The organism is Streptomyces sp. NRRL S-378, from assembly GCF_000720645.1.
In the GTDB taxonomy this organism is placed as follows: Bacteria; Actinomycetota; Actinomycetes; order Streptomycetales; family Streptomycetaceae; genus Streptomyces.
In genome coordinates this window covers 137,220-150,592 of sequence record NZ_JOBX01000010.1, presented here as the reverse complement: position 1 = coordinate 150,592, position 13,373 = coordinate 137,220, and the positions used below count along the sequence as shown (strand labels likewise).

At 75.0% G+C, this 13,373-nt stretch carries 7 protein-coding genes; all 7 read left to right on the top strand.

Annotated elements, in window-relative coordinates; translation table 11 throughout:
• The first annotated feature begins 580 nt into the window (after positions 1–580).
• The 7 genes from IH80_RS0109720 (at position 581) to IH80_RS0109690 (ending at position 13,335) form a co-directional block, all read left to right on the top strand.
• Positions 581–2,296, top strand: a complete 1,716-nt coding sequence (locus IH80_RS0109720; protein ID WP_078906408.1) for an AfsR/SARP family transcriptional regulator — start codon at positions 581–583, stop codon at positions 2,294–2,296.
• A gap of 133 nt (positions 2,297–2,429) precedes the next feature.
• Complete coding sequence (locus tag IH80_RS0109715) at positions 2,430–4,787, top strand: TOMM precursor leader peptide-binding protein (protein WP_030959263.1); 2,358 nt, start codon at positions 2,430–2,432, stop codon at positions 4,785–4,787.
• Positions 4,777–6,801 (top strand): TOMM precursor leader peptide-binding protein, encoded by a 2,025-nt coding sequence (locus tag IH80_RS0109710; protein WP_030959262.1) that lies wholly within the window; start codon positions 4,777–4,779, stop codon positions 6,799–6,801. The genes IH80_RS0109715 and IH80_RS0109710 overlap by 11 nt, the downstream gene beginning before the upstream one ends.
• A 40-nt stretch (positions 6,802–6,841) precedes the next feature.
• A complete protein-coding gene (locus IH80_RS0109705; RefSeq protein WP_030959261.1) occupies positions 6,842–8,398 on the top strand; it encodes a SagB family peptide dehydrogenase in 1,557 nt (518 codons plus the stop codon).
• A gap of 13 nt (positions 8,399–8,411) precedes the next feature.
• Positions 8,412–11,156 (top strand): lantibiotic dehydratase, encoded by a 2,745-nt coding sequence (locus tag IH80_RS0109700; protein WP_051808998.1) that lies wholly within the window; start codon positions 8,412–8,414, stop codon positions 11,154–11,156.
• The gene (locus IH80_RS0109695) at positions 11,144–12,229 is read left to right on the top strand and encodes a lantibiotic dehydratase C-terminal domain-containing protein (protein ID WP_030959257.1); all 1,086 of its coding nucleotides are present in this window, start codon (positions 11,144–11,146) and stop codon (positions 12,227–12,229) included. Before IH80_RS0109700 ends, IH80_RS0109695 begins: the two co-directional genes overlap by 13 nt.
• The gene (locus tag IH80_RS0109690; protein WP_030959255.1) at positions 12,226–13,335 is read left to right on the top strand and encodes a hypothetical protein; all 1,110 of its coding nucleotides are present in this window, start codon (positions 12,226–12,228) and stop codon (positions 13,333–13,335) included. The genes IH80_RS0109695 and IH80_RS0109690 overlap by 4 nt, the downstream gene beginning before the upstream one ends.
• The last annotated feature ends 38 nt before the right edge of the window (positions 13,336–13,373 follow it).

The following is a 13,373-nucleotide window of genomic DNA, read 5'->3' as shown; positions in this document are numbered from 1 at the left end:
CCTCCGGGACCTGGAGACCGGCGCCCCGCTACGGCCGCCGCCGTGTTCCCGCGGCCTGCTGCCCGGTCGCCGTAGGTCCGCGTCGATCGGCCCGGTCGCCCGTCCGCGCCCGGCGATGTGCCCACGAATACACCGGTGCACCGGCGCATTCCGGAAGCCCGGGGTGCGGGGTCCGCCACAAGGGTGAGGATCGGCCATATCAGTGGCGCGATATACACCTTAATTCGATCACGACATCGTGCTTGGATGGCGCCGCCGCAGTAATTCGTTTACGGCTTAACGGTTTTGGCGAACCGGCGGTAACTCCGCGAAGCGCCCAGGTTACGGAGAAGGGAGAAAAGGTCGGCGGGAAGGAAATGGGCCATCCCTCGGCTCGACTTCCGCAAGATCCGTTATGTAGTGTTCCCGTTATTCACCGCCCAACGGGGGGCGGACGGCGACTTCGGGATTGGTCCGGACTATTTCCGGCGTGTGACGACCTCGAAGAACCGGCAGACCACCGCCCCCGCCACGCTCCCCATTGGGGGAATGCGTGTCCCGACACGGGGGATCAATCATCCGGTTCCAGCTTTTGGGGCCCTTGAGCATTGCGCACGGCCCTGAAACCGTCGTTCTCAAACCGTCCAAGCCGACCAGTCTTCTCGCCGCACTTCTGCTGCACCCGAACACGGTGGTGTCGACCGCCTACCTGCTGCGCGCCGTATGGGACGAAGAACCGCCCACCACGGCACGTGCCGCACTGCAGACGTGCGTCCTCCGGCTGCGCCGGCTGTTCGCCAAGTACGGCATATCGACGACCACCATCGAGGCCGTTCCGGGCGGATACCGGATGCACTGCGACACCAAGACCCTCGATCTCGTGCAGTTCCGTGCGCTCGCAGCCCGTGCCGGGACGGCGGCCGGCCCGGGGGAGGAGCTCTACCGGCTGCGCGAGGCGCTCTCCCTCTGGCAGGGCCAGCCCCTCGCCAACGTCGCCTCGCGCCTGCTCCAGGACGACGCGGTGCCCGCCCTCGAACAGGAACGGCTGCGGGTGCTGGAACGGGTCTGCGACCTCGAACTCGCCGCCGGCAACTGCCATCAGGTCCTCGTCGACCTGTACGAGAGCGCCCGGCGGCACCCGGTGCGCGAACGGTTCACCGAGCAGCTCGTCGAGGCGCTCTACCGCACCGGACGGCAGGCCGAAGCGCTCGCCGAGTACCGCACGGTCCGCGACCGGCTCAGGGACGAACTCGGCATCGACCCGGGACCGGGGCTGCGCCGCCTGGAGCTCGCCATCCTGCGCGCGGAGGAGCTGGCGCCCGCCCCGCCGGAACCCGCGCGCGCCGCAGGTACGACCGCGGTCCCCGCGCTGCCCTCCGGCGCGTCCGCCCCGGTCCGGGCGGCCCGGGCGGTACCGCCCGTCCCCGCCTTCGCCGGGCGCGAGAGCGACCGCAGGGCCATGGCCGCCCAGCTCACCGCCCCCGGCGGACCGCGCCTGGTCGTGGTCTCGGGAGCGCCGGGCATCGGCAAGTCCGCGCTCGCCCGCCAGACCGCCCATGAGGTGCAGGAGTCCTTCCCCGGCGGCGTGTTCACCCTTCAGCTGGCCCGGCCGGACGGCACCCCGGTCGCCGTCGAGGAGGCGGCGCGGCTCATGCCGGAGCCCGCAACCGGACGCAGGCTGGTCGTCCTGGACGGCGCGGCCGGCGCCTGGCAGGTGCTGCCGTTGCTGTCCGTCGTGGAGGACGCCGCCGTCCTCGTGACCAGCAGGCGCCAACTGGCCGCGGTCGTCGCCACGCACGGCGGCGCCGTGCACCGGCTCGACGTGCTCCGGTCCGCCGAGGCCCACGCGCTGCTCGCGGGACTCGTCGGCGCCGAACGGGTTGCGGCCGAGCCCGCCGCGACCCGTGAACTGGCCGCCGCGTGCGGCCACTTCCCGCTCGCCCTGCGGATCGCCGCGGGGCGGCTGCTGACCCGGCCCGGCCTGTCGGTCGCGGCCTGCGCGGCCTGGCTCGCCGAGGACCCCACGGCGCGACTGGCGCTCGCGGAGGACGCCGGACTCTCCGTCCCCGAGGTACTGGGGCAGGCCCTCGACGCGCTCGCCCCCGACCTGCGGGAGGCGTTCCTCCGGCTGGGTGCCCGCGCCGGGGCCGGGGACCCGGCGGCCGGGGAGGACGATTCGGTGCTCGAACAGCTCGTGGACGCAGGGCTGTTGGAGGACGGGCCGCCCGGCCCGTACCGCATGCACGAGCTGCTCCGCATCTACGCGCGTCGGCGCGTCCGCACGCACGAGGCCACGGCGTCGGCCGCGCCGCGCTGACCCCTCCGCCCCGAGCCGCGACCGCGTGCCACGGCCCCGCGCCGCCCGTCTTCCTGCTGTCTCCCGTTCCGCGCTCCCTCCCCGCTCCAGGCTTCCCCCCGATCCCGCCCAGACCGCACCCAGGGGTGTTCCCATGGCCCACGCCAGCTACCAAGCCGTTGCCGCGACCCGTCCCCGGATCCGCCGGGACGTGCTGTTCACCGAGACGCCCGACGGCGTGCTGTTCCACAACGCGGACGGCGGCTTCCGTCTCACCGCCAAGTCCGCGTACCGCTTCGCGACGCTGATCGTCCCCCACCTCACCGGTGAGCACTCGGTCGACGACCTGTGCCGGGGCCTCGGCGAAGCACAGCGGGCGATGGTCGGCGAACTCGTCCGGACCCTGTACGAACGGGACTTCGCGCGGCCCGTCAGCACCCCCGCCGGACCGGCGGACGCGCAGGCCGCGCCCACCCCCGACGTGGCCCGTCGGTACGCCCCCCAGATCGCCTACGCCGACCACTACGCCGATGACGCCGAAGCCCGCTTCCTGCGCTTCCGGGAGACCCGCGTGGCCGTGCTCGGCGACGACGACGTCGCCCGCTGGTGCGCGTCGAGCCTGATACGCAACGGCTGCGCGGTGGTCGGCGTGACCCCCGCCCTGGCGCCGCCCGCGCCCGGCACCCCCGTACCCGGCACCCCCGTACCCGGCACCCCCGTACCCGGCACCCCCGTACCCGGCACCCCCGCGCCCGGCACCCCCGTACCCGGCACGCCCGCGCTCGACGCCGAGGTGGCCGAGGCCGTCGCGGACGGCTGCCCGGCCGAACTCCGCATCCTGCCGCCGGCCCCCGGGCGGGAACCCGCCTGGACCGACCTGTCCGACTACGACCTCGTGGTCGTCACCGGCGGCCGCACCGCACCCGCCCGCCTGCTGCCGCTGCTGCGCGCCGGCGTCCCGGCCGGCCGCACCCTCCTGCCGGCCTGGTCGTACGGCTCCGACGTCGTGATCGGCCCGCTCATGACGCCCGGCACCCCCGGCTGCTGGGCCTGCGCCGCGCTCCGGCTCGGCGCGGCCGCCGGCCGCGACGGCGCCGCCGCGGCCGAGCTGTGGAGCACCCTGGCCCTGCCGGGCGGGCCCGCCGCGGCCGGTCCGGAGCCCGGCGGGCCGCTGGCCGCGATGATCGGCAACCTGCTGGGCTACGAGGTCTTCCGGACCACCTCCGGAGTACTGCCCGCCGAGACCGCCGGCCAGGTCATCGTGCAGGACATGGCCTCGCTGGACGTCACCGCGGAGCCGCTCCTCGCCCACCCCCGCTGCCCGTTCTGCGCCCCGGACACCGGGACGGCGAGCCGGCCCGTGGCCCCCGTGGAACTCACCGAAGCCGGCACCACCGGCACACCCGCCCTGCCCACCCTGGAGACCGCCCGCGCGGCGGACGCCCTGGTGGAGGAGTTGAACCGGCGCTCCGAGGCGCTCGTCCGCCCGTACACCGGCGTCTTCACGCGCTACGCCGACGAGCCGCTGACCCAGATCCCCCTCAAACTGACCGTGGTCGAACTCGGCACCGGCCACGCCGGCACCCGGTCCGTCGCGGCCTTCGACGTCCACCACGTCGCCGGGGCCCGGATGCGGGCCCTGGACGCCGCGGCCCTCGTCTACGCCGAGCACGTCGTCCCCGCGTACGGCGTCACCACCCGCGACGAGGGCGCGGACGCGGGAGGGACGGCGGTCGCGGAAGGCTCGCTGACCGTCGCCTCAGGTCTGCCCGGTACGGCCGCCGCCTGGCAGCGGGCCGTCTCCCTCGTCACGAAGGAGCCCGCCCTCGTGCCGGCGGGAGCCGTCCGGCCCTTCGGCCCGCACAACGCCGACCGGCTCTTCGAACGCACCCGCGCCGGCGCCGGTGCCGGCCCCTCGCCCGCCGACGCGGCCGCCGCGGGCCTGCTGTCCGCCCTCGCCCACGACGCCCTGCTGCGGGCGGTCCGCGGGGCAGCGGCCACGCCCGTACCGCTGGCGCGTGCCACCGACGCCACCGCCGACGCCGAACTCGTCTTCCTCGTACGGTCGGCGCAGCGGCTCGTGCCGGACGTCGAGCTCCTCGACCTGGGCGAGGCCGCCCGCTCCGGCGTACCGGTGCTGCTCGCCCGGGCCGGGGACCGCTGGGCGGTGGGCGCCGGCCTGGACCGCCGGACGGCCACCGTGACGGCGCTGCGGGACCTGCTGGGCGCCGTGCAGTACGAGCAGGACGAGGCCGCACCCGGCGGACCGGCCGACACCGGCGATCCGCTGCTGGCCGACCTCGACGCCCGCACGCTCACGACCTCGCCGGGCGGCGCGTCCACCGACCCGGGCCAGGACGCCGCCGACTGGCCGCAGGTGCTGGACCGGCTGCGGGCCGCCGGCCGCGACGCCTACCTCGTTCCCACCGGAACCCCGGACCTGGCCTCGGCCGGACTCCACACCGCCAGAGTGCTGCTGACCACCGCCCAGGAGCCGGGCGATGACCACTGATCCGCTGACGGCCGACGGACCCGGCCTCGCCCACGCGCTCGGCCCCGACGCGGCGGCCCGCTTCACCGCGCAGCTCGACCGCGCCCTCGCCGAACTCGGCGGCCCCCGCATCACGCCGGCCCCCCTCGGACTCGGCGACGCCTTCACCCGGCCCGCCCCGGAGGGCGCCGAGGGGGCGGCCGTGCCCGTGCACCTGTACGGCCACCAGGCGGTCGTCGGGCCGCCCGGCGGCTGCGCCCGCTGCCTGGAACGCCGCTGGCAGGCGGTACGGTCCGTGGCGCTCCGGGACGCCCTCGAACTCGGCGGCGGCACCCGGGCCGCCGGGGACTGGCCGTACGCCCACCCCTTCGCCGCCCGGGCGCTGGCCGCCCTGATCACTGCCGTCCGCGAGCCCCGCCCCGGCGCCCCGGCGCCCGGCGTCTTCCCCGACGTCAGGCTGCTGGACCTGCGGACCGGCCGGGTACGCCGGTACCCGCTGGTCCCGGACCCGGAATGCCCGCTCTGCGCCACCCCGGGCGAGGACACCGCCGCCGCGGCGGTGCCCGATCTGGCTCCGGCGCCGAAACACCGGCCCGGGGTGTTCCGTACCCGGCCCGTCGAGTCGTACGGGATCGACGTGGCGGCCTTCGCGAACCCGCTGTGCGGGGCGCTGGGGCCCTCCCTCGTCCAGGACGTCTCGTCCACGTCCACCTCGGCGACCATCGGCTGCTTCTCCATGCGCTCGGGCGAGTACCTGCGCGAGACGTTCTGGGGCGGTCACACCGACTCCTTCGCCCGCAGCGCGCACGTGGGGGTCCTGGAGGGGCTGGAGCGCTACGCCGGGATGCGGGCCCGGTCCCGGACCACGAGCGTCACCGGCTCCCTGGCGCGGTTCGGCGCCGACGCGGTCGACCCGCGGGACGTGGGCCTCTACAGCGAGGCCTTCCACCGGGCGAACCCGCGCGTGCGGCCCTTCGAGCCGGACCGGGAGATCGCGTGGGTGTGGGGATGGTCGCTGCGCGACCGGGCGCCCCGCCTGGTCCCGGAGATCCTGACGTACTACCACGCCCCGGGCCTGGAGAACCGGTTCGTGCAGGAGAGCTCCAACGGCTGCGCCTCCGGCGGCAGTCTGGCCGAGGCCGTCTACTTCGGCCTGATGGAGGTCATCGAGCGCGACGCGTTCCTGCTCACCTGGTACGGGCGGCAGCCGCTGCCGGAGATCGACCCGGCGAGCAGCTCCCGGCACTCCACGCGCGCGATGGTCGACCGGCTGGCGATGTACGGCTACCGGGCCCGGTTCTTCGACACCCGGATCACCTTCCCGGTCCCCGTCGTCACGGCGGTCGCCGAACGCTTCGACGGCGGCCCCGGCCGGATGTGCTTCGGTGCCGGCGCCGGCCTCGACCCCGAGTCCGCCCTGGCCTCGGCGCTGTGCGAGATCGCCACGGACGCCGTCAACCTGCCCGGACGCACCGAGCGCGACGAGACCCGGCTGCGCGCCATGGCGGCCGACTTCGACCTGGTCACGGCACTGCACGACCATCCGCTCGTCTACGGGATCCCGGACATGGGCGTGCACGCGGACTTCCTGCTGCGCAGCCCCCGTACCGCCGCCGGCACCGGTACCGCCGCCAACACCGCCGCCGGCACCTGCAACGGAACCGCCGCCGGCACAGCCGCCGGGACCGGAGCCGACCGCGACCGCCTGCGGAACGTCGCCGAGCTGGCCTGGCCCGACGCCTGGGGAGCTCCCGCCTCCGACGACGTGCGCACCGACCTGGAGCGGTGCGTGTCGGCGGTCACGGCCGAGGGGTTCGACGTCGTGGTCGTCGACCAGACGATGCCCGAGCAGCGGGCCCTCGGACTGCACACGGTGAGCGTGCTCGTCCCCGGCCTGCTCCCCATCGACTTCGGGTGGTCCCGGCAGCGGGCCCTCGGCATGCCGCGGATGCGGACCGGCCTGTTCGCCGCCGGTCTGCGCGAACGGCCCCTGGAGCCCGGCGACCTCAACCCGGCACCCCACCCCTTCCCCTGACCGGCCACCGCCGGCGTCCGCCCCGAACGCAGGAGGACCCATGGGCCACGCCCATGTCTACGCCCACGAGATCATGCACCGCGGCCGGGTGCCCATGGAGCCCGCCGACTTCGTCCCCGACTGGGCCGACCGCCCCCGCAAGGCCAAGTTCCACCCGGACGCCGAGACGCTCCCGCTGCCCGCGCCGCCCCCGCCGGCCACCCCGCCGCAGCCCGTGCCCGGATTCACCCTGCCGCTGCTGGCCGGGATGCTCGGGGACTCGTACGGGCTGACCGGCCGACGGCTGGCGGTACAGGCCAACACCGACCTGGCCGCCCTGCCGCACTACACCCACGCCAACTGGTCGCGCGGCACCGCCTCCGGCGGCGGCCTCTACCCGGTGGCCGTCCACTGGGCGGCCGGCCCGGGCGGACCGCTGATACCCGGCCTCTACCACTACGCGCCGCACCGGCACGGGCTGCGCCGGCTGCTGGCGGGCGACGTCACGGGCGACGTACGGGAGGCCCTCGGCCCGGGCGCCGGCGCCGCCGGGCAGGCCACGCAGTACCTCGTCCTCAGCGTCAAGTACTGGCAGAACGCCTTCAAGTACAACAGCTTCTCCTTCCACGCCGTCAGCATGGACGTCGGAGCGCTCGTGCAGACCTGGCGGCTGTGGGCGGCGCAGTACGGGCTGCGCATCGACCCGGTGCTGTGGTTCGACGAGGAACACGTGGCCCGGCTGCTGGGCGTGGCGCCCGAGCAGGAGGGCGTCTTCGCCGTCGTCCCCCTGACCTGGCAGGGCGCGCGGGAGCCCGGGCACGCCGGAGCGACGGGCGCCACCACGCGCCACCGGGACCTCGAACGCTCCCGCCGCGTCATCGAGTTCGAGACGCTGCGCCGCATCCACCGGGCCACCGCGGGCCGGGCGGCCGACCGTCCGGCGCCGGGAGCGCTGGACGCGGCGGCCGCCTTCCCGCCCCGCGGCGCGGATCCGCTGCCCCTGCCCGTTCCCCCCGCGCCGCCGGTCACCGTCACCCGGGCCCTGCGCGCACGCCGCAGCAGCTTCGGCCGCTTCGACGCCTCCCGCCCGCTCGCGGCCGGACAGCTCGCCGCCCTGCTGGCCGACTGCGCGGCCACCCGGTACGCAACGGAGGCCGAGCGCCCCGGCAGTCCCGCCCTCACCTCGCTGTACGCCTTCGTCAACCACGTCGAGGGCATCGCCCCCGGCACCTACGCCTACGACCGGACCGCCCACACCCTGCGCCCGGTCAGGCCGGGACCGCCCGGCCCCTTCCTGCAGCGCGCCTACTTCCTCTCCAACTACAACCTCGAGCAGGCCGGGGCGGTGCTCGTCCCGACGGTCCGCACCACCGCCGTGCTGGACGGCGTCGGCGACCGCGGCTACCGGCTCGTGGGCGGCGCCGTCGGAGCCGTCGCGCAGACCTTCTACACCACCGCCGCGGCCCACGGCCTCGGCGCCGGCGTGGCCCTCGGCTTCGACAACATCTCCTACATCGAGGAGCTCGGGCTGACCGGCACCGACGAGGCACCCCTGCTGATCATGCTCGCGGGCCACGAGCGTCCGCACCCTGCCGACTTCCGCCACGAGATCGCCTGAAGGGGGCGGGACGATGACCACCACCGACTGGCACGCGGGCGACCGGTTCATGCTGCGCGTCGCAGGACTCGCCCTGTCCGACGTCGAGGCGCTGCGCGCCGACGGCACCCGCCGCTGGGCCGAGGACGTCCTCGCCGCCGAGACCGGCCTGCGCCGGGGCGCCGAACGCCTGGGGGAGGTGCTCCACACGGCCGTCGCGGCCACCGACCCGGCACCGGACGGCCCGGGCACGGCCCAGCGCCGCGCACTGCTGCGGCTGCGCCGCCAGATCCACAACGACCGGCTCCCGGCCAGGCCGGACGCCTCGACCGAGACCGCCGTCGAAGCCGTGGCCGCCGTGGACGAGGCCGCCGCCGAGCACCTGGCCGGCTGGCTGCACCGGCGCCGCCTGCTGGACAAACTGCTGGCCGAGGGGCCGCCGCTGCTCACCGCCGACCTCGCCCGCAACCGGACCGCCCTGCGCGCCCTGGTCGCCGACGAGCGGCTGCGTCACGGCCTGCTGCTGGCATCGCCGGTGCTCGAAGGGCAGCTCGACGGATACGCCCGCGCCGAGGGCGTGCCGACCGGGCGGGCCCGCAAGGCCGAGCGGTCCGTCCTGTCGTACGTGTACCGCACGGCCTGCAAGACGAGCCCGTTCAGCACCCTCACCGCTGTGGCCACCGGCCGCTTCACGGACACCGCGGGAGGGGACGCGCCGGACGGGATCCGGGTGGCCGACACGTGGAGCAGCCACGTCCGGCTCAACGTCGTGGTCCTCGCCCGGCTCGCCGAGCTGATCCTGGCCGACCCGGAGCGCCGCCGGGACCTGCCGCTGCGCCCTGCCTCCGGCTGGGGCCACGAGGACGACCGGATCCGCTACGTGCGGAGGTCGGTCACGGCCGGCGACGACGCGGCCGCCGTCACCTTCGACGCGGTCGAGGACCGGCTGTTCTTCCTGCGCCGCAGTGGGACCCTGGAGCGGCTCCTCGGCCTGTTCGCCGAGCGTCCCGAACTGCGCCACCGGGAACTGACGGACTGGCTCGCGGCCGAGCACGCCGCCGGCCCCGCGGAATGCGAGGCGTACGTCTCCGCCCTCCTCCAGCTCGGCCTGGTGCGCGTGCCCCTCCTCGACACCCACGTGCACGACGACGACCCGCTGTGCTCCTTCCGGCAGGCACTGGCCTCGCTGGAGCGGCCCTGGGCCGACCGGCTCGCCGCCCTGCTCGAAGCGCCCGCCGCCGCCCTGGCCGGCTACCCGGCGGCGGGGCACGCGGAACGGGCCGGTCTGCTGCGGGTGCTGCGCAGCGGCCTGCACCGCGCCCAGGAGGAACTCGGAGCACCGGACGCGGCCCTGCCGCAGACCCTGCTCTACGAAGACGTGAGCGCCGGCCGCGAGCTGCCCTGCCCGCCGCGCGACTGGACCGCGCTGCGGTCGGTCGAGCGGATCCTGCCCGCCTTCGACCTCACGCTGGCCCAGCGGATCACCTTCGAGGGCTTCTTCACCGCCCGCTACGGGGCGGGGGGCCGGTGCGAGGACCTCCTGGGGCTGGTGCACGACTTCCACGAGGACTTCTTCGACCAGTACCTGTCGTTCACCGCACGGCGCAAGCCCTTCGACGAGCAAGGCGAGTACGTCCCGGAGGAGAACTGGCTGGGCCTGCCGGGCATTCGCGCCCTGGACGCGGCGCGCCGCACGTTCATCGGCCGGATGCGGCAGGCCTGGGCGGCGCACGAGGGCGAGCACGGGCGCGACGCGACGGCCGTCCTGCGCCTCGACGAAGCGGACCTCACGGCGGTCGCGGACGAACTCGGCGCGATCGCCCCGCGGTTCGCGCCGCGCTGCCACCACCTGCAGTTCGGCACCGATCCCGCCGACGGCACCCCGCTGACCGTGCTGAACCGCTCCTACGGCGGACTGTCCTTCCCCTTCAGCCGCTTCACCCACGTCTACGACGGGACGGGCGCGGACCTCTCCGACTCCCTGCGCGCCACCGCGCACGCGGTCACCCCGCCCGGCGCGGTCCTCGCCGAGGTCACCGGCGGCCCCGTCACCACCAACCTCAACCTGCACGGACGGCTGACGGACCACGAGATCGTCTGCCCGGGCGAGAGCGGCACCCTGCCGCCGGAGCGCCGGCTGCACCTGGACGACCTGTACGCCGAACACGTGCCGGCCACCGGGCGCGTGGTGCTGCGGTCGCACCGCCTGGGCTGCGAGGTGGTCCCCGTCTACCTCGGCTACCTGGTGCCGCTCGCGCTGCCCGCCGTCCCGCGCACGCTCCTGCTGCTGTCCCCGTCGTCGATGTCACCGCTCGACGTGTGGGCGGGCGTACCGCTGGGCGCAGCCCGCGACAACGTGACCACCCGGCCGCGGGTGGTCCACGGCGACGTCGTCCTGAGCCGCCGCAGCTGGACCACCACCGCCGGCGACCTGCCCGTCCAAGGAGCCCAGGAGGCACGGCACTTCCTCGACTGGCAGCGCTGGCGCCACGCCCACGGCCTGCCGGAGCAGGTGTTCGCGACCGTGACGGCCGGGCCGTCCGCCGCCGGGGCCAAGCCGAGTCACGTCGACTTCGCGAGCCTGCTGTCGCTCGCGGCCTTCGAGACACTGCTGCGCGACCCGGCCCACCGGGTCGTCTTCCGCGAGATGCTCCCCGACGCCGCAGGCCTGCACGTCCACTCGGCGCGCGGCGCGCACGTGGCCGAACTGGCCGTCGAGACCTTCACCACCCCCCGAGACGCAGCAGACCAGGAAGGCGGCACGCGATGTCCGAGATGACCCCGTCCACCACCGGCACCCGCGCCGACACCCGCGGCGCCTGGCAGGCCCTGCACATCTTCTACGCCGCCAACCCGCAGCCCCTGCTGGTGCAGTGCGTCCGGCCGCTGATCGCCGGACTCACCGCCGACGGCCTGCTCGCCGGCCACTTCTTCATCAACTACTGGCTGGAGGGCCCGCACGTCCGGCTCCGGCTGCGACCCGCCACGCCGGAGGCGGAGTCCGAGGTGCGGCGCCGCTCCGAGGACGCCGTGGCCACCTTCCTCAAGGCTCGGCCGGCCCTCTACGAGGTCGACTCCGGATTCCTCAACGAGTTCTACAACGCCCTCTTCGACATCGAGTTCCCGGAGGGTGACCGGGCCGCCTTCACGGGGCCCGACGGCCGGATGAACCTGCGGCCGAACAACGCGTACTCCCGTGAACCGTACGAACCCGAGTACGGCAAGTACGGCGGCCCCGCCGGCGTCGAACTCGCCGAATGGCATTTCGCCCGCTCCAGCGATCTGGTCATCGACGCGCTGCACCGCATGAACCTGCACCTGCGCACCGTCCTGCTGGGCACCTCCGCCCAGCTGATGATGGTCATGGCGGGCGTCTTCCTGCCCGACCGGGAGGAACTCGCCGGATATCTCGACCGCTACTACGAGTTCTGGCACCGGGCCTTCCCCGGCACCGGGTTCATCGGATCCGAGGAGTACGACCGGACCTACGGGCAGACCGCGCCCGGGCTGGGCCGCCGCTTCGCCGCCGTACGTGCCGCGCTCGCCTCGGGGGACACCGGCCGGCTCCCGGCCTTCCTCGCGGGGTGGGCGGAACACTGCCACGAGCTGCGCGAGCGCGCCGAGGCCCTCGCCGTCGCCGGGGAGCTCGTCTTCCGGTCCTGGGACGGCACCCGCGACGAACGGGTGACGGACCCCGCCGAGGCCCTGCCACTGCTGCTCTCTCCCTACATGCACATGACCAACAACCGGCTGCACGTCACCATCCGGGACGAGGCCTACCTGGCACACCTGCTGGGGCGGGTGCTGCGCGAGGACGGGGTCCCGGCCGGGGGAACGGCGGTCGCCACGTGACCGGACTCCTGGACCACCGGCCCGCGCTGCGGCCCGAGGTCCTGCTCTCCCCGCCCCTCCTGGACGGGCCCGCGACCGTGCACCTGGTCAAGGACCCGGTCTCCGGAGCCTCGTTCGAGATCGGCCCCAAGGAGCACTTCCTCGTCTCCCGGCTGGACGGCTCCCGGAGCCTGGCCGAGATCGGCACCGAGTACGGACGCGTCTTCGGGCGACGGCTCGGAGAGGGCAACTGGCAGCAACTGCTGGCCCTCCTCGGCAGCCGACGGCTGCTCGCCGGCGGCCCGGCCCCGGACCCCGTCCCGCCCACCAGGACCTCCGGCAAGCCGTTCCGGGGCACCCTCCTGCGCGGCACGCTGCGCCTGGTCGCGGACGCCGACGCCACGACGGCCCGCCTGCACCGCGCGCTGCGCCCGCTCCTGCACCCGGCGGTGCTCGGCGTCCTGCTGCTCGGCTGCCTGACCATGGAGACCGTGCTCGCCACGTCCCTGGGCGAGCTCGCGGTGGCCTTCGGATGGTTGCTGCGCCATCCGGCGCCCCTGCTGGCCGTGGCCACCCTCATGTGGCTGAGCACGGCCCTGCACGAGTTCGCGCACGGCATCGCCGCCCGCCACGTCGGCGGGACCGTCGGCGAGATCGGACTGCGCTGGCGGCTGCCCGTCGCCATCATGTACTGCACCGTCGACAACTACCGCTTCCTGCGGCGGCGTCGGCACCAGCTGGCGGTCGCCGCCGCCGGAGCCTTCGCCAACCTGCTGTTCCTGCTGCCGTTCTGGCTCTGGTGGGCGACGCTGCCCGCGGGCGACGACCCCACCCGGCGGACCCTCTCCGCACTGCTGCTCATCGGCAGTGCCCAGGCGCTCGTCAACCTGGCCCCGCTGCCCCCGCTGGACGGCTACACGATGCTCGGCCACGGCCTGCGCGTCACCCGGCTGGCACCCGCCAGTTCGGGATACCTCCGTCTGCGGATGCGCGACCGGACCGCCGCCGCCGCGTACCCGCCGCGCGCCAGAAGGCTCTACCTCGGCTACGCCGTCGGCTCCACCGCGCTGGTCCTGCTGCTGGCGGCCGGCCTCACCGGAGCCGTCTGGTACGCCGCCACCACCTGAACCCACGACACCCCGAACATCCCGTACGACAGACACAG